General features: G+C 71.4%; 12 protein-coding genes and 1 pseudogene. 3 read left to right on the forward strand and 10 right to left on the reverse strand.

Annotated elements, in window-relative coordinates:
• Nucleotides 1-124 precede the first annotated feature (124 nt).
• From P3102_RS22715 to P3102_RS22735, 5 genes are all read right to left on the reverse strand, one after another.
• Nucleotides 125-5470, reverse strand: coding sequence for a type I polyketide synthase (locus P3102_RS22715; RefSeq protein WP_276361569.1), 5346 nt, complete (start codon nucleotides 5468-5470; stop codon nucleotides 125-127).
• A 13-nt stretch (nucleotides 5471-5483) separates the two neighbouring features.
• On the reverse strand, nucleotides 5484-8945 hold the full coding sequence (locus P3102_RS22720) for an amino acid adenylation domain-containing protein (protein ID WP_276361571.1): 3462 nt from the start codon (nucleotides 8943-8945) through the stop codon (nucleotides 5484-5486).
• Entirely contained in the window at nucleotides 8942-12370 is a 3429-nt protein-coding gene (locus tag P3102_RS22725) for an AMP-binding protein (RefSeq protein ID WP_276361572.1), read from the reverse strand. Before P3102_RS22725 ends, P3102_RS22720 begins: the two co-directional genes overlap by 4 nt.
• 1644 nt (nucleotides 12371-14014) lie before the next feature.
• Nucleotides 14015-14710 (reverse strand): type 1 glutamine amidotransferase domain-containing protein, encoded by a 696-nt coding sequence (locus P3102_RS22730; RefSeq protein ID WP_276361574.1) that lies wholly within the window; start codon nucleotides 14708-14710, stop codon nucleotides 14015-14017.
• Between the two features lie 388 nt (nucleotides 14711-15098).
• Nucleotides 15099-15983 carry a hypothetical protein gene (locus P3102_RS22735; protein WP_276361575.1) on the reverse strand — a complete coding sequence of 295 codons (885 nt, stop codon included), beginning with the start codon at nucleotides 15981-15983 and terminating at the stop codon, nucleotides 15099-15101.
• Between the two features lie 281 nt (nucleotides 15984-16264).
• Between P3102_RS22735 and P3102_RS22740 the strand changes: the two genes are divergently transcribed.
• Nucleotides 16265-16669: a hypothetical protein gene (locus P3102_RS22740; protein WP_276361577.1), complete on the forward strand. Its 405-nt coding sequence runs from the start codon at nucleotides 16265-16267 to the stop codon at nucleotides 16667-16669.
• Between the two features lie 225 nt (nucleotides 16670-16894).
• Here P3102_RS22740 and P3102_RS22745 read toward each other — a convergent pair whose 3' ends face one another.
• Nucleotides 16895-17239: a hypothetical protein gene (locus tag P3102_RS22745; protein WP_276361579.1), complete on the reverse strand. Its 345-nt coding sequence runs from the start codon at nucleotides 17237-17239 to the stop codon at nucleotides 16895-16897.
• A 227-nt stretch (nucleotides 17240-17466) separates the two neighbouring features.
• Here P3102_RS22745 and P3102_RS22750 point away from each other — a divergent pair, with 227 nt between their 5' ends.
• Nucleotides 17467-19116, forward strand: a complete 1650-nt coding sequence (locus P3102_RS22750; RefSeq protein WP_276361580.1) for a hypothetical protein — start codon at nucleotides 17467-17469, stop codon at nucleotides 19114-19116.
• Nucleotides 19117-19419: 303 nt separating this feature from the next.
• Nucleotides 19420-19881, forward strand: coding sequence for an SRPBCC family protein (locus tag P3102_RS22755; RefSeq protein ID WP_276361585.1), 462 nt, complete (start codon nucleotides 19420-19422; stop codon nucleotides 19879-19881).
• Here the strand turns inward: P3102_RS22755 and P3102_RS22760 are convergent.
• The 4 genes and pseudogenes from P3102_RS22760 to P3102_RS22775 all read right to left on the reverse strand — a co-directional run bounded on the left by P3102_RS22760 (nucleotide 19872) and on the right by P3102_RS22775 (nucleotide 24858).
• A complete protein-coding gene (locus tag P3102_RS22760) occupies nucleotides 19872-21464 on the reverse strand; it encodes an NAD(P)/FAD-dependent oxidoreductase (RefSeq protein WP_276361586.1) in 1593 nt (530 codons plus the stop codon). The genes P3102_RS22755 and P3102_RS22760 overlap by 10 nt on opposite strands.
• A 16-nt stretch (nucleotides 21465-21480) precedes the next feature.
• The gene (locus P3102_RS22765) at nucleotides 21481-22557 is read right to left on the reverse strand and encodes an NAD-dependent epimerase/dehydratase family protein (protein ID WP_276361588.1); all 1077 of its coding nucleotides are present in this window, start codon (nucleotides 22555-22557) and stop codon (nucleotides 21481-21483) included.
• Nucleotides 22558-22609: 52 nt separating this feature from the next.
• Nucleotides 22610-23843 (reverse strand): annotated as a pseudogene (locus P3102_RS22770) (NAD(P)/FAD-dependent oxidoreductase).
• Complete coding sequence (locus P3102_RS22775; RefSeq protein WP_276361590.1) at nucleotides 23830-24858, reverse strand: DUF5914 domain-containing protein; 1029 nt, start codon at nucleotides 24856-24858, stop codon at nucleotides 23830-23832. The pseudogene P3102_RS22770 and the gene P3102_RS22775 overlap by 14 nt, the downstream one beginning before the upstream one ends.
• Between the last annotated feature and the right edge of the window lie 68 nt (nucleotides 24859-24926).

Consider the following 24926-nt stretch of genomic DNA (forward strand, 5'->3'; position numbering starts at 1 on the left):
TGTCCGCGAGGAGCAAGGCAAAGGTGGCGTGGTGGGTACGGGTGGCCGTGAGTGGCGTTTCGGGTGCTGACCCGCAACGCCACTCACGACCCCCGCGACCCCCGGTTCGGATCCGCCATCAGGCTCAGCGCTCGAGCTTCGGGATGGTGGTCCGGGCGGGTTCTGCGGGCGCCTCGGCCTTGCCGGCACGCAGCTCCTCGATCCGCTCGGCCAGCGTGGCCACTGTGGAGGCTTCGAACAGCGTCTTCATCGCCAACCGCGTACCGGTGGCCTTGCGCACCTGGGCGATGAGCTGGATGGCGACCAGCGAGTTGCCGCCCAGGGCGAAGAAGTCGTCGTGCACGCCGATCTTCTCCACGCCGAGCAGCTCGGTCCACTGACGGGCGATCTCGGCCTCCAGTTCGGTGCGCGGGGCGACGTAGTCGTCCTCCGACACCTTCACCGGCACTTCGTCGGGTTCGTCCAGCTCTTCGACGCCGACCTGGTGCTCGATCAGCTCCCGCACCGGCAGGGTGCTGATCACCACCTGCCCGCCGAGGCCGGGGGCCAGCGCCCGGACGAACGCCTCGGCACCGTCCACCGGCCGGATCCCGGTCGACGCCGTCCTGGTGTCCACTGTGGACACCTCAGGCGCGGTCGACGCCGAAGTCAGACCGCCGCCGACGGCGTCCTGATCGACCTGGCGCAGCACGAAGTCCTCGATCGTGACGAGTACACGGCCGGTCTCGTCGCACAGCGACAGGTCGGCCGCCACCACCTGGTCGCCGCCGGAGTCGCGGTAGCGCAGGTGGCTGCGGAAACTCGCCGGGAGCGCGTCGTGCACGACGATCCGGCCGTAGCTCATCGGCAGGTAGGTGCCGCTCCCCCGGCCGCGGCCGAACGCGGTCGCGACGTCGAGCAGTGCCGGGTGCAGTCCCCACGCACCGGCGTCACCCGCCGCCGCCTCGGGAGCCGTGATCGTGGCCAGCTCCTCCTGGGTACCGATGCGGTGTTCGCGCAGCGCCGCCCAGCGCGGGCCGAAGGTGACCATGCTGGTGCGGCCGGCGCCGAAGCCGTGCCCGTCGTCGATCGGCTCGGTCCGCCCGGTCACCTTCTCGATGTCCACAGTGGACGTGGCCCCGGCCGCCACCCACCCGGCGGATCCGCGCACGTGGGTCCGGCTCGCGCCGGCGACATGACTGGCCACCGTGAATTCGTCGCCGTCGAACTCCACGCGGTACTCCGCGGTGGCACCGTCCGGGACACCGAACGGCTCCAGGAACACGACGTCCCGCAACTCGACGACGTGCTCGTCACCGGGCTTCGGCAGCGCCGCGGCCACCGCCGCGCGGACGGTCTCCAGGTGTCCCGTGCCCGGCACCACCGGCACCCCGGCGATCCGGTGCTCGTCGAGCAGCCAGTGCGTGGCGGCCGAGACGAGCCCGTGTGCGCCGTCCTCGGTGCGTGTGGTGAGCACGGGGTGCTCGACCGGGCCGAGTGCCCGCGATCGGGTGGTGCGGATCGTGGTCGGCGCGGCCACCTCCGCGGCCATGCCGACCTCCTCCCAGCCACCCCAGGCATGCGAGACGAGCCTCGCCCGCCAGCCGTGGACGCCCCGCGCGTAAGCGTCGAGGAAGTTGTTCGCGGCGCAGTAGTCGACCTGCCCGATCCCGCCGATCACCGCGGTGATCGACGAGCACAGCGCGACGAAGTCCATCGGCAGGTCGGCGAACGCCTCGGCCAGCGCCAGCGTCCCGGCGATCTTCGGGGCCAGCACGGCTTCGGCGGCGGCCCGCTCCTTGACCTCGGCGACGCCGCCGCCGGGCAATCCGGCGGCGTGCACGACCCCGTCGAGGCCACCGAACTCGCGTTCGGCCAGCTCACGTACCTCGCGCAGACGTGCCGCGTCGGTGACGTCGGCGGCGACGACGTGCACCGTCGCGCCCGCGGCCTCCATCCGCCGCACGGCCAGCATCGCGCGCCCGGCGCGGTCGGTGCCGCCGTGCGCGGCGAGGTGCGCGTCCCACTCCGCCCGCGGCGGCAGCCCGGTGCGGGCGAGCAGCACGAGCTTCGCCCGCACCCGGCGGGCGAGATCCTCGGCGAGCGTGATGCCGATGCCGCCGGTTCCGCCCGTGATCAGGTACCGGCCCCCGTCCCGCAGCACCGGCTCGGTGCTCGCGGGCAGTTCGAGCTGGGTGTGGTCCAGCACCCAGCGACGGCCTGCCCGCAGCACGACCTCGGCCGCCGCGTCGGCCGGGCGGAACAGCTCGGCGACGGCGTCCTGCGGGCGATCGGCATCGGCGGCGGCGACGTCGATCCACCGCACCACCGTGCCCGCGACCTCCAGCGGCACCACCCGGGCGATGCCCGCGAGGGTCGCGTGCTCGGGGCGGGTCAGCTCGGTGCCGGTGACGTCGGCGGTGCCGGTGCTCAGCACGTCGATCCGGACCGGCTCGCCCCAGGCCTGGACCAGGTTGAGCAGGCTGAAGAACCCGTGGTCCTGGGCGGCCATGCCGCGCTCGTCCCCGGTCAGCGTCCAGGCGTGCACGATCCGCTCGGGCCGGGCGGGCAACGCGGCCACGAGCGCGTCGTAGTCCTCGCACACCCCGGGCCGGACGGTGAACCCGGTCTCCGTCGCGGCGAACCCGGCACCGGGACGCACCTCGGTGACCGTCACCCCTTCGTCGCGCAGCAGGCCCGGCAGGACGTCGTCGGCGGCGAAGACGAGCGCGTTCGCGAAAGGCACGCGTCTCAGCTCCGGTTCCGCCTGCCGCCACGCCGGGACGGCGAACCATCGGGACAGGGGCAGCGGACCGCTCGGCCGCTCGGGCCGGATGGCCGTGGCCGGATCCGGGTCGACCCAGTACCGCTTGCGCGCGTACGGGTAACCGGGCAGCGGTACCCGGTGGCCGGGCGCGCCGAACGCGCGCGCCTGGAGCGAAACCCCGTTCGTCCACAAGAGACCCGCCGCGCCGTACAGGGTTTCGACGTCTCCGATGCGCTCGGTGCGGCCCGGCAGGCTCGGCTGCGGCGCGGGCAGGCCCTTCGGGACCTGGCCGCGGGCCAGTCCGGACAGCTGGTGGCCCGGGCCGCATTCGACGAGCGCCCAGTGGCCGCCACGCGCGAACAGCGCCTTGACGCAGTCGCCGAACCGGACGGCCTGACGCAGGTGGGAGGCCCAGTAGGCGGGATCGGTGGCCTGGGCGTCGGTGATCCAGTCGCCGGTGACGTTCGACAGGAACGGCAGTTGCGGCGCGGTGCGGGCGACGGCGGCGACGGCCGCGGTGAACTCGGCGAGGACCGGGTCCATCATCGGCGAATGGAACGCGTGCGAGGTCACCAGCTCGCGGCACTGCACGCCGCCGGCCTTGAGCGTCGCCGCGAAGTCCGCGACCGCCTCCGACGGTCCGGCGACGACGCACGTGCCAGGCCCGTTCACCCCGGCGACGGCGAGGGTTTCCGGGAGCCGTGCGGTGACGCTCTCCTCGTCGAGCTGGACGGCCAGCATCGCCCCGGCGGGCATCGACTGCATCAGGCGGCCTCGCGTGGCGACCAGGTCCAGCGCGTCCGGGAGGGTGAAGACCCCGGCGACGGTGGCGGCGACGTACTCGCCGACCGAGTGACCGATCATCGCCGCGGGCCGCACGCCCCAGCTCCGCCACAGCATCGCCAACGCGTACTCGACGACGAACAGCGCGGGCTGGGTCACGCGGGTTTCCCGCAGCGCCTGCTCGCCACCGGGCCGGAAGATCAGGTCCCGCAGCTCCGGCAGTTCGGGTTCGAGCAGCCGCAGGCACTCGTCGACGGCCGCGGCGTACACCGGCTCTGCCTCGTACAGCTCGGCGCCCATCCCGGCGTATTGGGCACCTTGGCCGGGGAAGAGGAACGCCACGTTCGTCTCCCCGGCCTGTGCGGACACGAGGCGGCGGGGGTCCCGCAGCCCGTCGACCGCGTCCTCCGCGTCACGGGCGACGACGACCGCGCGGTGCGCGTACTCGGTGCGCCCGGCGGCCAGGGTGTGGGCCACGTCGGCGAGGTCGAGGTCGACGTCCTCGGCCAGCCGATCGGCCAGCCGGTCGACCGCGGCCGAAAGGGCTTCCGCGGTGTTGGCCGAGACCCGCAGCAGGTGCGCCGGATGCGGCGTCCGGGACCGCTCCGGGCCCGGAGCCTCCTCCAGCACGACGTGCGCGTTGGTGCCGCCGACGCCGAACGAGCTGACACCCGCCCGCCTCGGCGCCTGGCCCGCCTCCCATTTCGTCACCTCGCGCGCCGGGTAGAACGGGCTCGCCGGGAAGTCGATACCGGGGTTGGGTTCGTGGTAGTTGATGGTCGGCGGGATCAGCCCGTGCTCCATCACGAGCACGGCCTTGATCAACGAGACCACGCCCGCCGCCTGCGACAGGTGACCGATGTTGGACTTCACCGAGCCGATCGCGCACCAGCCGGTGTCCACGGCCCCGTTCCCGTACACAGTGGACAGTGCGGTGATCTCCATCGGGTCACCCAGCGCGGTGCCGGTGCCGTGTGCCTCGACGTAGCCGATGGTGCGCGGATCGACACCGGCCATGCCGACGGCCTGCGCGACCGCTTCCGTCTGCCCGGACACGCTGGGCGCGGAGAAACCGACCTTGGTGGCGCCGTCGTTGTTGATCGCGTTGCCCAGCACGACACCCCGGATGTGGTCGCCGTCCTCGATCGCCTGCGACAGCAGCTTCACCAGCACGACCCCGGCGCCACTGCTCCAGACCGTGCCGTTGGCGCCGGCGTCGAACGCGCGCACGTGACCGTCGGGCGAGGTGAAGCCGTCGACGCCCAGGTAGCCGATGCCGTGCGGCATCTCCAGGTTGACCCCGCCTGCCAGCGCCATGTCGCACTCGCCGTTGCGCAGCGCCTCGCACGCCAGGTGCACCGCGACCAGGGACGTCGAGCAGGCGGTGAACACCGCCAGGCTCGGGCCGCGGAGGTCGAGCTTGTACGAAACCGAGGTCGTCAGGTAGCTCGGCTGGTTGCCGGTCGAGATGCCGATCCCGCCGTGCTGCGAGGCGAGGATCCGCTCGTTGCGCAACAGGTTCTCCGTCAGATAGCCGGTGCCCCCGGACCCGCCGTACACGCCGATCGCGCCGTCGAAACGGGTCGGGTCGTAGCCCGCGTCGGTCAACGCGGCGTGGCACGACTGGAGGAACAGCCGGTGTTGCGGATCGGTGATCTCGGCCTCACGGCTGGTCATGCCGAACAGCTCGGCGTCGAACTCGTCGAAGCCGTCGACGACGGCGGTCGCGTTCACCCAGCTCGGATCGTCCACGGTGTCCGGTTCGGCGCCGCGGGCGATCATCTCCTCGCGGGTGGCGGGCACGATCGACTCGACGCCGTCGACGAGGTTGCGCCAGAACTGCCGCGCGTCACGCGCGCCGGGCACGCGCACGTCCAGTCCGACGATCGCGATCGGTTCGGCTCCGGGATCCCCGGTGCCGGTCTCGGGAAGGTGGGTCACGGTGGTGCTCCTATCAGGGACCGGCCGGGCCGGCGGTGCGACGGGGTCTTCTGGTCTGGGTGCGGCCGCGGCGGGCCGCGACGCGTTCGGCGGCACGGGCCAGCTCCGGGCCGGGGGCGCCGCCGGAGTGCAGGTGCGCGGCGAGGGCGCGGACGGTGGGATGGCTGAACAGGTCGACCATCGGGATCCGGCGGGCGAGCCGGGCGGTGAGCTGGGCGTGCACCCGGGCCAGGGCGAGTGAATGTCCGCCCACGTCGAAGAAGTTGTCGGTGTGCCCGACTTCGTCGACACCGAGGACGTCGCACCAGGCGCGGGCGATCACGGCCTCGGTCACGGCGAGCGCCGCCGGGTCCGCGGTCACCGACGGCGGCCGTACCCGGGCGCGGGTCGTCGCGTTCGGCGCGGCGGTGCGGACGCCCGCCCTCGGCAGCTCCGGCACCCTCGCCCCGACCGGCTCGTCCGGCGCCGCGGCCAGCGCGCCGAGCAGGGCGACGTAGTCCTCGGCGAGCCCGGCCATCCGGGCGTGGTCGAACAGATCCGGGTTGTACAGCAGTTCGACGCCGTCGTCGTGGACGTACACCGTGAGGTCGAACGGCGACCCCGGCTTGTCGACCGGTAGCCACGCCGACCGCACGCCGGGCAGGTCCAGCCGCGGCTCGGTGAAGTTCAGGACGTTGAACATCACCTGCACGAGCGGCGCGTGCGCGGGATCACGGGGCACACCGAGCGCCTCGACGAGCCGCTCGATCGACGCGGCCGGATGCGCGGTCGCGGCGAGGAGTTCCGCGCCACCGTCGCGCACGTGCGTGGCGAAGTCGGCGGTGTCGTCGGCCCGCAGCCGCACCGGCACGATGTCCACGAAGAACCCCGCGACCTCCTGCCACTCGGCGAGTTGCCGGTCCGCGACGACCGTGGCGACCAGGTGGTCGGTCGCGCCGGTGAGCCGCCGCAGCAGCTGACCGAACGCGGCGAGCAGCACCCCGGCGCGTGTCGTGCCGGTGCGGGCGGCCAGCGCCCGGACCGACTCGGCGGCACCGTCCGGAAAGGACCGACGCAGGCTCGCGCCCCGATAGGTCTGCACGGCCGGGCGCGGCCGGTCCCGCGGAAGGTCCACTGTGGCCGGTGCGCCGGCGAGCCGTCCGGTCCACCAGGCGACGTCCACGGCCTCCCGGCGTTCGTCGCGTCCGGCCCGCCACACCGCGTAGTCCGCATACGACGCCACCGGCGGCGGCAACGGCTCGCCCCGATAGGCCGCCGACAGGTCGGCGCAAAGCAGTTCCTGCGACCAGCCGTCGAACACCGCGTGGTGCAGCGTGAAGCCGAGTACGTGCTCCGTCTCGCCGAGGCGGTGGAGCCGTACACGCCAGGGAGCTTCGCGGTCGAGGTGCACCGGCGTCGCGGCGTCGGCGGCCAATCGCGCCCGCAGGCCGTCCTCGGTCACCGGCGCCACCGGCAGCGGGACGTCCGACGGCGGCAGGCGATCCACCAGCGGAACGCCGTCGACGGCCCGGATCCGCCAGCGGAGCACGTCGTGCCGTTCGGCGACCGCGCGCAAGGCGCGGCGCACCGCGTCGACGTCCAGCGCGCCGGTCAGCCGGAACGCCATCGCGATGTTGTACGGCGCGGCGTCCGGGGCGAGCTGGTCGAGGAACCACAGCCGCCGCTGCGGCGGGGACAGCGCGGGCGCGTGCCCGGTGACCGCCCCCGGCCCGGTCAAGGGCGCCGCGGCCGCGACCCGCCGGATGAGCCCGTCGAGGGTGCCACCGGCGAAGACGTCCTCGGTGGCGACGTCCGAGGCCAGCTCCGCTCGCAGCGCCGCGACCATGCGCATCGCGGCGATCGAGTTCCCGCCCGAGGCGAGGAAGTCCGTCCCCGCGCCGTCCCCGAGCACTCGCCGCCAGACGGCCGCGACCGCGCGTGCGGCCGGGGTGCCGAGCGGGCCGAGGTCTTGTCGTCCCGCCAGCGCCGCTTCGGCGAGCTCGCGCAGCGCGGGCCGGTCGATCTTGCCGGTGACCGGGTTGACCGGCAGCCGGTCGAGCACCCGGACCGCGGCCGGGCGCATCGCCGCGGTGAGCCGGTCCCGGCCGAGTACGTCCACATCGGACGGTGCGGACGCTGGGGCGAGGAAGGCCACCAACCGGGTACCCGGCCGCCCGTGCACGGCCACCACGGCGGCGGCGTCGACGTCCGGGTGGGCCGTGAGCGCGGACTCCACCTCGCCCAGCTCGATCCGCTGGCCGCGGACCTTCACCTGCCGGTCGGCGCGACCGGCGAACTCGAGACGGCCGTCGGGCAGCTCGCGGGCCAGGTCGCCGGTGCGGTAGAGCCGTTCCCCGGGCGTGGCCGGGTCGTCGACGAACTTCGCGGCGGTCAGCTCCGGGCTGCCGAGGTAGCCGAGCGCGACACCCGGACCGCCGATCAGCAGCTCGCCGAGCTCGCCGGGCGCGACCGGCCGCAGCTCGGCGTCCACGACGTACGCCCGGTGGTTCGGCGTCGGTCGGCCGAGCGGCAGCGGGTCGGTGGGAATGCCGGTGACCTCGTCGGTGACGACCACCACGGTGGTCTCGGTCGGGCCGTAGGCGTTGAAGAACCGACGGCCCGGCAGCCAGCGCGCGGCGAGTTCCGCGGGCACCGGCTCGCCACCGCAGGCGATGACGCGCCAGCCGGGAACGGCCGCGGGATCCACCATGGACAGCAGTGTCGGCGTGACGAAGCCCCACTCGACGTCGTGCTCGACGAGGAACCGCCGCAGCCGTTCGGGGTCGGCCCGGTCGGCGGAACCGGTGAGCTGGACCGATCCGCCGTGCGCCAGCGGAACGAACACGTCCATGGTGAAGGCGTCGAAGGCGAGCGAGGAGATGCCGAGCGTCCGGGTGCCGGGCCGGATCCCGAGGGCGGCGGGGAATCCGGTGACGAACGCGACCACGTTGCGGTGACTGGTCAGCACGCCCTTGGGCCGTCCGGTGGACCCGGAGGTGTAGAGGAGATGGACGAGGTCGTCCGGGCCGGCGGGGCACTCGACAGACCCGCCAGACCCGTCTGCGGGCTGGGGCACGTCAAGGGCCTCGATGCCGTCCGTGGCACCGAATTCGGCCCGCGCGCGATCACCGACGACCAGGGAGAGCCCGGCGTCCGCGGCGATTTCGGCCAGCCGTGCCTTCGGGCCACCGGGTTCGAGCGGCACGTAGGCGGCCCCGGACAGCAGCACGCCCACGACGGTCGAGATCAGCTCCGGCCGCCGGTCGGCGCAAACGCCGACGCGGGTGCCGGGTCCCGCGCCCCGGGCCCGCAGCAACCGGGCGACGCCGGTCGCCGACGCGACCAGTTCACGGTAGGTGAGCCGGGCGTCACCCTGCCGGACGGCGACGGCGTCCGGGGTGCGCGCGGCCTGGGCGAGGATCAGCGCGGTGAGCGTGGTGTCCGGATAGGACAGTGGCGGGCCATGTCCGCCCGCGACGGGCAAGGTGTCGGTCACCGAGGGCTCCCCTGGTCGGATGGGTGATGCGGCGGGGGGTCGATCCAGTACCGCTGCCGCTGGAACGGGTAGCCCGGCAAGGGGACTCGGCCCGGCTCACCGCCGGCGGCCCACTCGATCCCGCCACCCCGGACCCAGTGGTCGGCCAGGTCCCGCTCCACCCCTGCCGGGCCCTCGACGTCGGTTCCGTCCGCCAGCAGCGCGCCGAGCGCGGCGACCGCCGACGCGACCGAGTCCGCCACCACGGCGGCCCGGCACGCGAACGCCCGCCGGACCGAAAGCGTGTACGCCACGTCCCCGAGATCCGGCGCGTCCGCGGCGAGCCGGTCGCGCAGCCGGGACACCGCCTCGCGCAACGCCTTCGCGTCACGCGCGGACACCGGCAGCACGAACGGCCCCCTCGCCGCCTGCCGAGGTGGGACGGCAGGTGCCTCCGCCACGAGCACGTGCACGTTCGTGCCGCCCATGCCGAACGAGCTGACCCCGGCCACCCGCCGCTCGCGGACGGGCCAGTCGGCGGCTTTCGCCGGGACGTACCAGGGCCCGCCCGCCAAGTCGATCTCCGGGTGCGGGGCCGTGAAGTGCAGGCTCGGCGGGATGACGCCGTGCCGCACGGCCAGCACGGCCTTGAGCAGCCCGGCGATACCTGCCGCCGCGTCGAGGTGCCCGATGTTCGTCTTCACCGAGCCCAGCGCACACGTCTCCGGCGGCGTGTCCCGGTAGACGCGATTGAGCGCGGCCACCTCGATCGCGTCACCCAGTGGGGTGCCGCTGCCGTGGGCTTCGAGCAGCGCGACCTCGTCCGGGGCGACCTCCGCGACGGCCAAGGCCTCGGCCACCGCGGCAGCCTGTCCGGCCGGTCCCGGCACGGCGTAGCCCGCGCGGTCGGGGCCGTCGTTCGTGATCGCCCAGCCGGGCAGCACGGCGTAGACGTGGTCGCGGTCGGCGAGTGCGTCCGCCAGCCGCCGCAGCACGACCACCCCAGCACCCGAGCTGAACCCGGCACCCGCCGCGGCGACGTCGAACGCGCGGCACCGGCCGTCCGGCGAGGCGAGCCCGCCGCCGCGGTACCGCGGCCACGTCACACTCGCCCCGCCCGCCAGCGCGACGTCGCACCGGTAGTCCGCGAGGTTTTGCGCGGCCAGCGCCACCGCCGCGAGCGAGCTGGAGCACGCGCTCTGCACGGCGACCGCCGGGCCCGTCAACCCCAGGCGGTAGGCGACCTGGCCGGGCAGGTGATCGGTGAGCTGACGGCCGGGCAGCCGCCCCTCCCAGTCGTCCGGGTCGACGTCGCCGGTCACCGCCGGGTTGCCGAACAGGTGGAACAGGAAGTAGCGGTTCACCGAGGTGGCCGTGAACACTCCGACCGGCCCGGTCTCGGCGGCGGGATCCCGTCCCGCGTCTTCGAGTGCCTGCCACGCCGTTTCGAGGAACAGCCGATGCTGCGGATCGGTCCGCGCGGCCTCGTCGGCGGTGAACCCGAAGAACCCGGCGTCGAACTCCTCGACCCCTTCGATCCGGCCACCCGCCCGCACGTACGCCGGGTCGGCACGCAGGCCCGGCCCGATGCCCAGCGCCGCCAGCTCGTCGTCGCCGTAGTCGTGGATCGAGTCGACGCCCGCGCAGAGGTTCCACCAGAACGAGGCGGCGTCCGGCGCGCCGGGGAACCGGCAGGCCAGCCCGACGACGGCGATGAGATCCCCGGAGGGCTCCTCCGCGGTGGCCGGCGCCGGAGTGTCCGAAGTGGACTCCGTGAGCCAGTCGGCCTGCTCGGCGATCGTCGTGTGCTCGAACAGGGCGAGCAGCGGGACATCGACCCCGAACTCGTCGGCCAGCCGCGCCTGCACCCGGCCGAGCCGCAGCGAGTCACCGCCGGCGTCGAAGAACGCCTCGGTGCGCCCGACCCGGTCACGGTCCAGCACCGCGCACCAGATCCAGTGCACGCGTTCCTCGGCCGGGGTCAGCCGCTCGGCTGGGACGGCCGCTGCCGCCCGCGGGTCCGGCAACGCCAGTTCGTCGAGTTTTCCGGTGACGGTCAGCGGAAAACCGTCCGATACCGCGACGGCCGCGGGTACCGAATAGCTGGGCAGGGCCTCCGCCAGCGCGGCGCGCAGCACCCGGCCGTCCGGACGCGGGCCGGCTGCGGTCACGTAGGCGAGCAAGTCGCCGTCGCGCACGATCGCGCGGGCTTCGGCCACCCCGGGCTGTTCGGCGAGCCGGGCCTCGATCTCGGTCAGCTCCACCCGGAAGCCGCGCACCTTGACCTGCCGATCGAGCCGGCCGAGACACACGAGGTTCCCGTCCGGCAGCAGGCTGCCGAGGTCGCCGGTCCGGTAACGACGGTCGCCGCCCGCCGTCGTCCCGAACGCCGGGCTCGGCTGGTCGAGGTAGCCGTCGACGAGGTGCCGCCCGCGCACTTCGAGCTCGCCGCTGTCCAGCACGGTGAGCGTGAAACCGGGCAGCGCGCGCCCGATCGGCAGCGGTCCCTCGGCGTCCGGGTCCAGCTCGGCGGCGGTCGTCCGGTAGTGCGCGGCGAAAGTCACCTCGGTGGCGCCATAGCCGTTGACGAACACGCACTCCGGCGCGAACCGGCCGCGGCGGACGTCGGCGTGGGTAGCCTGCTCGCCACCGAGCAGCACGGTCCGCACGGACGGGAGACCGGTCTCGCCGAGCACGTCGAGCAGGTGCCGGTAGACCGTGGGTGTCGAGTGGTAGACGGTCACCTCGTGCCGGGCCAGCTCGCGTGCGGCGTGGGCGAGGCCGTGCGCGCGCAGGTCGACCGGCACGAGCGCGGCGCCGGTGAGCAATGCCGGGTAAAGGTCCGGGATCGCCGCGTCGAAGCCGAACGACGCGAGCAGGCTGAGCCGGTCGGCCGCGGTGATGCCGAGCGCGGCGACCTGGTTGTCGACGACGTGCAGGAGATTGCGGTGGGTCTGGGCGACGGCCTTCGGCCGGCCGGTGGACCCGGAGGTGAACAGCACATACGCCGGGCCGTCCGGATCGGGCTCCGGCACCGGGAGTAGCGCGGTCTCCGTGCCCGAGCGCACTAGCCGCGCGGATCCCGTGCGGCACAAGGACTCCGCCAGCTCTATGTACTCCGGATCGGTGAGCACGGCGGTCACCCGCGCGGCCGCGAGCTGATACTCGAGACGCTCCCGGGGGAAGGTCGGGTCCAGCGGGACGTAAGTGCACCCCGTGGCGAGAGTGCCGAGGATCGCCGCGATCGCGTCGCTGCCGTGCCCGGTGACGAGCCCGACCCGTTCCCCCGGCCGGACACCGGCGTCGCGCAACCGCAGCGCGCGGCCGCCCGCGAGCCCGGCGAGCCGGCCGTAGGTGAGCCCGGTGCCGTGCTCGAAGACCGCGATCCGGTCGGGCGTTTGCCGGGCGTGCACGTCGAATCGGCTGACGCAGCCGGGTCGTGTCATCGGGCGTCGAGCAGTCGCTCCGAGGTTTTTCGGGCGCGCGACGACAACTGCGTGGACTTCATCTTGCTCCCCAGTGACGATTCAGGTGAAGAATCACGCAAGGTTAAGTCGACCGGCCGCGTCGAGGAATACGACTTCCGGGTATTTGGTCCGAACGATCCATCTTATTGGACCATACGTCGCAGTTTTCCGCGTCTCGCACCCGAATCGCGTCACTTCACGACCGACCTCCGGCCACCAAGGACACCCGGTCGATCACCTGCAGTGACACGTCGGATATTAACCGACACCGTGCCGACGAATACGTTCACGAGCAACCGGCGGGACAATTTCCACGACCGATTCAGAAATGTGATCCGATCGCACGGGATCCTCGCCTTCAACGCCGGGGCCGCGGCGGCGTCGGACGTTTCAGGGACCACCAGGACGGTCATGGCAGCGCGCCGGGCCGGTAACCAGCGCCCCAATACCGTGACCGCATCGTGATCCCCCGGCCTCCGTCGCCGCAATCGACAGCTGCGCGCGCCGCTCCAAAGGTGTCGGCGCCGACGACGCGAACCAGCCGATACCGAACGCGAGAAAAAACTCGCCGAAGTGAGCTTGAACGGTCATGGTGTGGTATGCAGGATGGCATTCATGGAGCCGGATGAGCCGATCACACCGCGAATGCCTGCCGGGATTCGGGCAGACAATCGACAACCTCGTATCTCTCGCCGCCGAAGAGCACGATGTCCGCGTCGGACAGGGGATCCGACAGGCGGGGTGGAGCCAATTCCCCGAGGAAAGAGTAATTGGCCGCCGATGACGCCCGAAAAGCGTCCCCGTGTACGAAAAGCTCCGTGACGTGAAATCGGCGCAGCCGCAATGCCACGCAGCTTGAGTTGATCGTGAAACGCGGCGCGACTGAGGGCGAACCTTCCCCAGATGCCCTACGGCGTGGGCGTGACGGATGCGACCGGTGTGGCGTTGGCGCAGGAAGGCAACTTGGCGTACTGGAGTCGGAGGCAGGCGCGAAACCGCCGAAGGGGCCTGGCGTGGCCTGAACAGTCCGTAAGGAGCATCTCGATCCCAGTGCCCGCCATGCCGTCGCCGTGGTCTCTCTTCCTGGGGTACATGAAGGCCCCCTTCCTTGCGCTAGGCGCAAGGAAGGGGGCCTTCATACCTGGCGCACCGGCACAGCCGACGAAACCCGACCTCACCCTGCCGAAATACGTGAAGGCCTGCGGTCAGCCCAAGCCGGAATGCAGTAGGCATCCAAGACACTGTTGACCCTGACCGTCTTCACCACTCGCCAGCCCCTGTACCGACGCCCTCGTACCCCTGGCTTCACACCGACGTCAGTCCACAGTGGATACATTGAACTGAAGTGTGCACGCTGTCGTCACCGACAAGAAACCGCAATCTGACCAAGTGCCCAACTTCAAGACGTGAAGTCGGCTCAGCTGTGCCGGAACGCTGTCGCACTGATCGAGACCGTGCTCTGCCGGGGCGGATGACCACCGTCAGGCGTCCACCTCTGCCGCGGCACGCTTCGTCTTACGGAACCGCGATGATCGCGGGTAAAAGCAGGAGCACGCGGTACCCGCGGCCGGACATGCGCGAAGCGATCACCCCAAAGTGTTCGGTCGGGACTCCCGGTATCGGTCATCGGGCCTGCAGCGCGGCGACGACGGCCTCGCCGACCGCGCGGGCACTACCCGGGTTCTGACCGGTGATCAACCGCCCGTCGTTGACGACGTGGGTGTCGAACGGTTTGTCGGCGATGCTGTACTTCGCACCTCGCTCGATCAGCTCGTCCTGCAGACTGAACGGAACGGCGTCGGCGCGCTGCGCGGCTTTCTCCTCCGCCCAGGAAAAGCCGGTCACGTTCCTGCCCTTGATCAATGCATCACCGTTGTCGAGTATGACGTCCAGCAGCCCGGCCGGGCCGTGGCAGACCGCCGAGACGATCCGGCCGCTGTCGTGGAAGCGTGCCGTCAACGCGGCGAGTTCCTTGTCGCGGAAATCGAACATCACCCCGTGGCCGCCGGTGAAGTAGATCGCGTCGTGGTCTTCGACGTTCACGTCGCCGGCCTTCTCGGTGTTCTTCAGCAGGTCCATGAACTCGCGGTCCTGGTAGCGCCTGTCGGTGCCGAGTTCGCCGAGCACGTCGTGTGCCAGACTCTCCGGGTCGATCGGGACGTAGCCGCCGGCCGGGCTGGCGATCTCCAGCTCGAACCCGTTGTCCAGAGCGTGGTCGTAGAAGTGGGTCAGCTCGCCGAGCCACAGCCCGGTCCGCATCCCCGCCGTCTCGTACTCGCGCACGTTCGTGACGATGATCAGGATCTTGCCGGTAGCCATGCGGTACCTCCGTGAAGTGCGTTCGGCATCCCTGGCCGCCGCGCCACGCGTTCCGGATCGCGGTCCGTCTCGACGGCAGGGATCGACATGCATTCCAGTGTGCTCTCAGCTCACCTCCCCGCAACTCGGCCGATCGACCCAGGAGCCCAGATGGTTGCCGCTCCGCCGGGTCCACTTCGGCGGAAGTCGAGCGGCTTGGCAGGCAATGAGATCCGCTGACCTGCCACATCCGGCGGACCCACGGCGCGGACAGGCGGTGGACCGGCTGCCCGCGGTATGCCATGCAGAACGTGGCGGACGCGGCTCTACGTCGCTGACCGATCGACCACCCCGCCCGCAGCACGAATCGGTCGTTCACCACCAAGGAAGCATTTCGGCACCACCGGGGTCAGAGGCTCCCGGCGTTCTCGAGCAACTTCCGGACGGGTTCGCTCAGCGCGGCGCCGCTCAAGTCCAGGGTCACGAGGTCCTCGTTCATCGTTCCCCGGCTCGTGACGCTGAAGATGGTCCCCTTGCCCGTGGCGGGATCGAAGTTCCGCAGCCACGGGCCGCCGCTGGAGCCGCCGGCGAGATCACAGTCGGTCTTCCACGAAACGCTGACCGAATTCACGTCGAGTGCGGCGGGCCGGGCACAGGAGAACAACGCCTCACCGCCCGCCGCCTTCGACACCGGGTAACCGAGGAGGGTCGCGTCCACAGGGGACGGGGGCGCCTCGAAGGAGACGTCCTGCGTGCCCGCGACATCGGCGACATGGCGGCCGTCGACCGGGTCCAGGGCGAGCACGGCGTCGTCGTCGATTCCACTGGACGGACCGGGATAGGTCGCCGACCAGGCGAACGCCCGCGCCGCGAACACCCCATACGGCACCTCACCGTGGTCGTAACCGGGAACGAACACGACGTTGACGATCTCGATCCGCTCGTCGTAGCGGTCGAATCCGCCGTTGACACAGTGGCCCGCCGTGAGCGCCACATCCTTGCTGGCGCTGGGAACCACCGTCGCCGTGCATGATCCGTCGACGCCCGGTTTCGCGGTGAAGAACAGCCGTCCGACCCCGGAGGGTGTCGGTCCCTCCCATTCGCGGCCGATTCTCTCGGCGGGCGGCAGTTCGTCGTCACCCACCCACTGACGCATCCGCTCGGGAGTCCAATGAGCCAACGCCGCTTCCCGATCGGCCTCACTCACCTGAGTCACCACCTGGTCGTCAGCCGCCGACGCCGGGACGGCCACGGCCGCCAACACGGCGCCGAGAGTCCCCGTCAGCACGATCATTCGGCGGAATACGAGCCTCAAGTCCATGATCAGTGGACGTGCCGACCGTCAGGAAGGTTGTTCGGCGAAGCACCCGAAGATCATCAGCGACCCGTCACGCGAGGCTCAGGACAACGTCGCCCCATCGGGTCGTGGCGGCTCCCGGAGTCCGAGTGACGTCTGTGGTGACTTGTCACTCCCTTCGGGTGGTTCAAGGGGCGGGTAACGCCGCCGTGACCGGGCGTGCGACGGACGGCGGGACCGGCCGGGCGCGGACGAGGGGAAATCAGGGGAGTCCGAGTGTGGGCTCGCGCCTGGGTGGCGGCCGGGATCACCGCGGTGGCCGTACTGGGACCGACCACGCCTGCCACGGCGGACACGAATGGTGTCACGGGGAGGAGACCGCCTGTTACGCCGGGACCACGATCTGCAACAACACCTACGGCAAAGGCGACAGCATCTCCGAAGTCGTGATTCCGGAACCTCAACACGACGGCGGAATTCGGGTTCTTCGAGCTTTTCGGCCGGGGATTTCCAAGCAGACCGGCCCGACCGACCGCGAGTCGGCTCACCCGTTCAGGATCAACGCGCGCTTTCCGAGCGGTTCGCTGATCTGCGTGAGCTTTTGGAACAGGAGCGCCCACGGTTCCTTAACCAAGGTAGGTGGCCAGAACGGTAACGCCTGCACGTCGATCCCGATCGGCTGAACCGAAGTCCGCCTGGCCGGAAGCGGGCTCGATCGTCTCCTTGCGCAGGGCAGAAGCCCCGCTCCTTGGGAGGGGCGGGGCTTCAGTCGTCCGATGGCAAGGAAAGGGCGACCTCACGGACGAGCCGAAATCTCGCCCGGCCGCTGGGTTGCCTCGATGGACGGCCAAGCCGACACGGCGGCCCGCGCCCAGGAAATCAGGAGCGGGCCGCCGTCCGGGCGATCGTCAGCCGTCGTACCAGCCGTAGTTGACGATGGTGCCGTTGCCGTGGCAATCGCCGCCCCACAGCCAGGTGCCCGGTCCCACCAACGGTCCATGGTGGTGGCTGCCGTCCGAGCACTCGGTCCACGCGCCGCTACGGCCGTAGTCGACGAACACCGTGGCGTTCCACGCGACGCCGTCGTTGTAGGTCGTGGTGAACCTCGCGACGTGGTTCGTTCCGACCTCCCCGCCGCTGACCGAGTGGTGCTTCACCTTGGTGTCGGCGGCCGCGGTGCCCACGCCCGCCAGCAGCATGCCCCCGGTCACCGCGGCGACCCCGGCCGCGGCGACGATTTTCCTGATCCCCACTTTATTCATTTTCCCTCCAGTACTGATGTTCTGTTTCCGTAGCGGAAACCGCGCTTTGGTTCATCGACGCGCGGCGTGCCGCTGCTGCCTGTCTAGCGCGTCGGGGTTGTTCTGTGCCGGGCAGTGGACAACGAACGACAAACTTCCGGATAATGAAGTCAAGCCGACACCTGGGGGGGTGGCTGATGCCACGGCGTGAGCGTCCATTTGATACGGACGAAGATTCGATGTCACAGTTCGCCGGGGATCTGCGGCGGCTGCGCGAGAAGGCCGGAAGTCCGCCGTACCGGGAATTGAGCAAGCGAGCCCACTATTCGGCGAGCACGTTGTCCGACGCCGCCGGCGGGCGCAGATTGCCGACTCTGGCCGTGACCTTGGCGTATGTCCGAGCATGCGACGGCGACGTCGCCGTCTGGGAAGAGCGCTGGCAGGAAACGGCCGCGACGAGCAAAGTGCCGTCGCCGGAAGAGACCGACGAGGAGATCCCCTATCCGGGGATCCAAGCGTTCAGCGCGCGGCAGGCCGGTTGTTTCTTCGGCCGCGAGGCCCTTGTCGACCAATTGTCGCGCGAGCTCGCCGAACGACGGCTCGTCGCGGTGACCGGCCCCTCCGGCTCGGGCAAGTCGTCCTTGCTGGAAGCCGGGTTGATCGCGGATCCCGGCCGGGCCCGGATCGTTCTACGCCTCGTCCCTGGCCCGCGCCCGCTCCGTGAATGCGCGATCCAGCTGGCCGCGGTGACCGGCGGCTCGGCGCTCCGGCTGCATCAGGAGCTGACGGCGGATCCGGCGGGGCTGCATCTGCGCGTCCGTCAATTCCTGACCGGGCGGAGCCCGGAAGCGGAACTCCTGCTCGTGGTCGACCGGTTCGAAGACATCTTCACCCGCTGCCGCGACGAAGACGAGCGAGAGTCCTTCGTAGCGGCGCTACTGCATGCCGTGCTGGAACCGGACAGCCGGCTCAGGCTCGTGCTCGGCGTGCGTTCCGACTTCACCGGTCGCTGCGGCAGGTATCCGGAGATCGCCGCGGCCGTGAGCGCCGGGCGCCGGGTCGACACCGGGCCGATGACGGCGGAGCAGCTGCGTTCGGCGCTGGTGCGCCCGGCGATCACCGCCGAACGCCGGCTGGAAGGCGCGCTGGTCGCCACGGTCATGGCCGAGGCGTCCGGCCAGCGCGGCGCTCTCCCGCTGGTCGCCCAGGCGATGCGCCGCACCTGGCAGCAAGGTCATGGTGCCACGCTCACCCTCGCCATGTATCGAGCGTCCGGTGGGATCTCGCGCGTTCTGGCGGACACCGCCGAGAAGGTCTTCAGTGAGCTCGACGAATTCCAGCGGCGCCAGGCTCGGGACGTGTTCCTCCGCCTGACCAGTCTGGGCCCGGCCGGTCACGACACCCGGCGGCGTCTCCCCGCGCATGAGCTCGACCCGGCAACCGGGGCGGTGGTCACCCGGCTGATCGACGCCCGCCTCGTGACCGCCGACATCGACGGCCTGGACCTCGCGCACGACGCGCTCATCAGAGATTGGCCGCGGCTGCGCCGTTGGCTCTCCACCGACCGAGACGGCCTGCGTCTGCACCGGCGGCTGACCGAAGCCGCGGAGTTGTGGGACGGCGCGAATCGCGACCCGGCACCGCTCTACCGCGGTAGCCAGCTCGACGAGACGACCGCGTTGGCCGGACGGATGATGCTGACCCACCGGGAACACAGTTTCCTGAACGCGAGCCTCCAAGCCCGCGAAGAGGAGGCCGCCCGGGCGCGTTCGTCCGCGCGGCGGTTCCGGCGGCTGACGGCCGCGATGGCGGTCGCGAGCGGGCTGGCCGCGGTCTCGGCCGCGCTGGCCGTGCGGGAGCGGAGACAGACCTCGGCACCATGCTGGTGAACACCTTCCAGGGAGCGTTGTCGAGGAGTGAGTGAGAAGTGGCGCGCTGGAGGCGGAGCCGGGAGCGAACTCGCCGCAGGGCGCTGATCCGTGGCTTTCGCGACCGGAGCACCGGGCACGCGCTCAGAACCTCAGGGGCGGCGCGCACCACCGAGGCTCCGGCCACGCCACGTTCGGCTCACCCTCGATTCAGGTACTGGGAGAAGACGCCCCACACGGGCTTCTTCAGTGAGACGCGCATGAGAGGCTTCAAGTTTCTCCGGCGGGGTACCCATGCGTTGCCACTCGGAACAGGAGGACACCGTGAGTGAAGTCAGTCGAGTCGTCGATGTGCCGCCGGACGCCGTTTTCGCCGTGCTCGCCGACGGCTGGTCGTATGCGGGTTGGGTCGTCGGCAGCTCCCACATCCGCGATGTCGACGAAGACTGGCCTGCTCTCGGTTCGCGGATCCACCACAGCGTCGGACCGTGGCCCTTCCACATCCAGGACGTCACCATCGTGAAGGCCGTCGAACCCGGCGTTTCCCTGTCGCTGGAGGCGAGGGGCTGGCCGCTCGGCGCGGCGGCGATCGGGCTCACCCTGCTCCCCCACGGTGAAGGCAAGACCGAGGTCCGGATGCGGGAAAGCGTGCTGCGTGGTCCCGCCAAGGTGCTGCCCGAATCGGTTCAGGCGCTCGTCGCCAAACCGCGCAACACCGAGGCCCTCGCCCGCTTGGCCGATCTGGCGACCGGGAAGTACACCAACCGCAAGGGCGCTCAGCGGTAGACCGCCCGGTTGGCCGCGGCGATCACCGCCGCGTAGCCCTTGCCGAGCATTCCCGCCCTGGCCAGCGCGGCGCGGGCCGCGTTGGCGCCAGGGCCGCCGTGGACAGCGCCTCCCGGATGGGCCGACGCGCCCGCGAGGAACAGGCGGTCCACCGGAGTGTCCGCGCGGCCGAGGCCGGGGACGGGGCGGAAGAACAACTGCTGGTGGATGGCCGTGGTCCCGCCGCTGATCGCACCTCCGACCAGCCCGGGATCGTGGGCCGCCAGTTCGAGCGGGCCTTGCACGTACCGGCCCTGGATGAGGTCGGTGAACCCCGGCGCGTTCGCCTCGACCGTCTCTTCGATCCGGGTGACCTGCCGGTCGAGCGCCTCACGGTTCTCCATCAGGCCGCGGGGGACATGGCTGTACGCCCAGGCCGATTCGGTGCCCGGCGGCGAGCGGTGCGGATCGCTCGTCGTCATCTGCCCGAACAGGAGGAACGGATTCCGCGGGCTCCGGCCGCGGACCAGGTCACCGCCGAACTCCGACAAACCGTCCAAGTCCGCGCCGAGGTGGATGGTGCCCGCGCCGCGAGCGCCTTCGGCCGTCCACGGGACGGGGCCGGAAAGCGCCCAGTCCACCTTCACCGTGGCACTGTCCCACTGGAACCGGCCGAGATCGGTGATCAGCCGCGAGGGAAGCCAATCCCGTGAGACCAGCTCGCCGTACAACGTCGGTGCCGGGACGTCCGCGAGCACCGCCTTGCGCGCCCGGATCGGGTTGCCGTCGCCGTCTCGCACGCCCATCGCCCGGCCGCCCGCTACGAGCACTTCGGTGGCGGGACAATGACACCGGACCTCACCACCGCGGGCGGCGAGCCGTCGCACCAGTGCCGCGATCAGCTCCCCGGCGCCGCCGGCCGGTACGGGGAAGCCGACGTCCTGTCCGGTCATCGCGAGCAGCCAGCCGAAGACCGCGCTGCCCGCGTTGTCGACGGAGATGTCGCTGTGCGCGGCGTTCCCGGCCAGCAGCAACCGAGCGCCCTCACCGGCGAACTGCTCCTCCCCCAACCGGCGAGCGGGCAACGTGAGCATTCGAGCCAGTCGCAGCGCCTCGGCGGTCCCCGTTCGCCGCAACAGCCGCACGGCCGGGCGCACCGGCGGGAACGGCGTGAACAACGCGTTCAGCAGCGGCTCGCGGATGTCCTGCCACTGCGCGAACAAGCTCCGCCACGCGGCGCCGTCTCCCCGCGCGAATTCGTCGGCCGACGCCGCCGTCCGCTCGATGTCCCGGGAGAGCACCACGCACCGATCGTCGGGCAGCACGTGCGCGAGCACTTCGGGAGCGTGCCGCCAGCTCAACCCGTACTCCTCGAGCCCCAGTCCCCGCATCACCGGCGATACCGCGGTGAGGGGGAAGAACGCACTGCAGAGGTCGTTCCGGAATCCGGGCGCGGTGACTTCGTCGGTCCGCACCGCGCCGCCCGGTTTTTCCGCCTGCTCCAGCACCAGTACCGACCAGCCGGCGTCGGCCAGGAGGTTCGCCGCGACCAGGCCGTTGTGGCCGGCGCCGATCACGACCGCGTCGAAGACTTCCGTGCTCATCCGAGCCTCCCGATCGTCAGGCTTGCGATTGGTGGCTGGGCTTGCCACGGGCGAGCGAGCGTAGCCGGGTCAGGAGACCGTGCCCCCGCGGCGGGGCGAGCGGCGGGCTCGCGGCGCCTTCACCCGACCGGAGTCCGGCGATCAGTTCCGCGACCACACTGGCGGCGTCGTACCGAGGGTGCCAGCCCAGCGCGGTCTCGGCGAGCGAGGTGTCCATGAGCGGCGTCCTGTCGGCGAGATCGAGCCAACCGGGATGCATCGGTAACGCGCCCGTCCGCCAGGCGGCGTGCGCGGCCACGCGGACGAGTGATCGCGGCGCCGGGACACGGATCCCTCCGAGGAGACCGGCCAGCGCGTCGGCGGTGAGCACACCGGGGGCGGCGAGATTCACCGCTCCGGTGAATCTCTGCTCGAGCACCAGCCGGATCGCTTCGGCGACGTCGGCGCTGTGCACCGCCTGAGCCCGCAGGTCCGCCCACAGCGGGAGAGGCAGCCATTGCCTGCCCACCACGCCGGCGGGAACGGCCGGGCCCAGCAGCCAGCGCTCGAACTCCCCCGCCGCTTGCCGCTGCAGGATGGCGCACGGCCGCAACCTCGCCACCCCGGTCTCCGGATGGGTCTCCTCGAACCGGTCGAGCAAGACTTCCAGCGCGGCTTTGCCCCGGCTGTACGCACTGGTCGCGATGCCGTCGCACGGCCAATCCTCGGTGACCTTCTCCCACCGTGGCGCCGGCCCGTAGGCGGCGACGGAGGACAGGACGACCAGATGCGGTACCCCGGCCGCCGCCACCGCGGCGAGCACGTTGCGGGTGCCGTGGTCGTTGGTCCGCCACATCGGCGGATCCCCGCGCTCCGGTGAAATCGCCCAAGCGAGATGGACGACCGCGTCCGCTCCCTCCACCAGCTCGGTCAGCTTCGCGCGGCCGACGTCGTCCCCCAGGTCCAGGGCCGACCAGCCCGCCGCGCGATACGGCACGGCCGTGGTGTCGGGCAGCCTTCTCGCCACGCCGATCAGGTCGTCTTCGCCGGGTTCGAGGGCGTGGAGCAACGCCGTCCCGACGTTTCCGGTCGCCCCGGTGATCACAATCCGCACAGTCTGCGCTTACCCGGCCCGGTGAGCGCGGAAACGTCTCCCGGCGAACCGGTCAGCCCGACGCGAGGTCGCTTCGCACGGTTCGGGCAGTCCGGCCGCCGGACGCCAGCGCGCCTTGCAGTGAGCTGGTGTCCCGGTGATCGCCGCAGACGTAAAGCCTTTCGCCGAAACGGATTTCGCGGCGAATCCGATGCGGCGCCGTCATGGACGGCAGCGCGTGAGGGATCTCGTAGCGACCGGCCAGCGGCCATCGGGACGCGTCGGCGCGATACATCCGGCCCAGTGCCCGCCGCACGTCCGCCTCGTCGAGCGGCGTGAGCGCCGAGGCACTGACGAGAGCGGCGCCGTCCGGGGCGTAGGTGGGACATACCTCGCTGAGCACGGCGGTGTTGAGGATCGGCCCGCCCCCGGCCGTCGATCATGATGACCGGCTCCCGCAACGGTGACCGCGGCGGCGTGAAGTACCACGTCGTGACGCTGTTCCAGCGTGGTTCCGGGACCTTTTCGACAAGCCGCGCGGCGGTGGTCCCGTCCGTGGCGACGACGACCGCTCGCGCGTTCCAGACGTCTCCGCCGGAGGTGCGGACCCGGCCGCCTTCGATCTTTTCGACCGGAGAACCGGTCCGCACGGCGGAAACGGGCAGCGTCCGTGCGAGCTGTCTCGGCAGTTCTCCCATGCCCAGCGCGGGCAGCGAAGGCGCGGACCGGAGAAAGCTTCGCCACACCAGCCGGAAGAACCGCGAAGAGGTATTCAAGCCGGCTTCCAGGAACACCCCGGACAGGAACGGGCGGAGCACGGTGTCAACGGCCCGGTCCGACAGCCCGGTCCGGCGCAGTTCGTCGGCGGTCGTGCCGTCGTCGCCCTGGACGATCGACCGAGCCGGGCCGGCGGCGACGCGGGCGCTCAGCGCGCCGAGCGCGGCCAGATCCTTGGCCGAAAGGTAGCGCCGTGCCGCGATGTCGCGCAGCGCCTTGGGCGTGTCGAGGGGATTTCCGAGCAGGCTCGTGCGCTCGTCGTCGGAAACCCGGACCGCGCGCCAGAATTTGCCCAGCCGCAGCGCGTCGACGTCGACCAGGCGCTGGATGGCGGGATAAGCGGGATTGAGGATCTGGAAGCCGCGGTCCAGCCGGAAACCGTCGACGACGTCGGTGCGCACCCTGCCGCCGACCTCGTCCCCGGCTTCGAGGAGCACGCAGGCGATCCCGGCCCGGTGAAGGTGCAGTGCCGCGGCGAGACCGGCGAGCCCCGCGCCCACGATCACGACGTCGGTCTCATGCCCGGCCATCGGCGACGTCTCCCGCTCGCAAGGCGTAGCGCCGCTCGGCGTAGGCGAGGTCGTCCCGCCAGAGACGTGTGGACGCACGGCGCATCAGAGGTCGCAAAGCGGGTGCGATCCGGGTGGCCTTGGCGAATCCGGGCCGGTCGGAGGTGGCGATCGTCGCCTCGATCACGGCGGTGCGCGGCCGTCCGTCGGGGCCGTTCCCGAGCGGGGTGGCGTGGGTCTCGACCACGCTGCCCGCGCCTTCGCCGTCGACGATGGTCATCAGCACCGTGCGGGGCTCGGGGCAGGTGAACTCGGCGATCACCGGCACCCCCAGTTTCCCGGCGAGCCGGAAGGTCACTTCGACGACGAACTTGTCCTCGGCGTCGGTGACGTCGTTCCCCTGCGGAGCCGAGAGAACCTTCAACCGGGTGAACGAGTACGGATGGAACCACGCGCCGTGCCAAGGATCGAGCCGGTTCGCGACGACGTCCACCGGTTCGCAGGTGCCGGTCAGCGTCGCGACCGCGTCGATGGCGCCGTCGCCTCGCGGCCGGACCGGCACGATCGGCCGCTCCGTGGGGCTTTCGCCACCGAAGCGGTCGAGGCGAACCCAGGCGAGCACTCCGTCGTCATAGGACGGCAGCGGTGACCAGCCCGGTCGCCCGGGCCCGATCCGCATTCCGTGCCACCGGCAGACCAACTCTCCACAATGGACACGAGCCTGTTCGAGCGGGGCACCGAGATGCGGGCAGGCACCGGGGCCGATGACCAGGTCACCGTCCGGACCATGCCAGGCCACCAGTTCCCGGCCACCGGCGCGCAGACCCCGTGGCTGATCCGCGCCGATCTCCCGACTGGCCGCGACGACGAACCAGTTGCCCGCCGGACGCGCGTCGGCGCGTTTGACCGCGGCGTCGATCAGCGCGGGGCCGCAGTCGCGGTAAGTCGGTTCCTGCCGGGCCCAAGCCGGTTCCCGGAACGGCTGGACCGGCCATTTCGCCGGCCAGCGCTCGACCACCTGCCGCCTGAGATCCACCGGAAATCCTCCTGCCGCGTGCTCCAGCCGAATCGATCCGTGCCCCGCCATCCTCAGGCACTTGAAGC

This window comes from Amycolatopsis sp. QT-25, from assembly GCF_029369745.1.
Lineage (GTDB): Bacteria > Actinomycetota > Actinomycetes > Mycobacteriales > Pseudonocardiaceae > Amycolatopsis.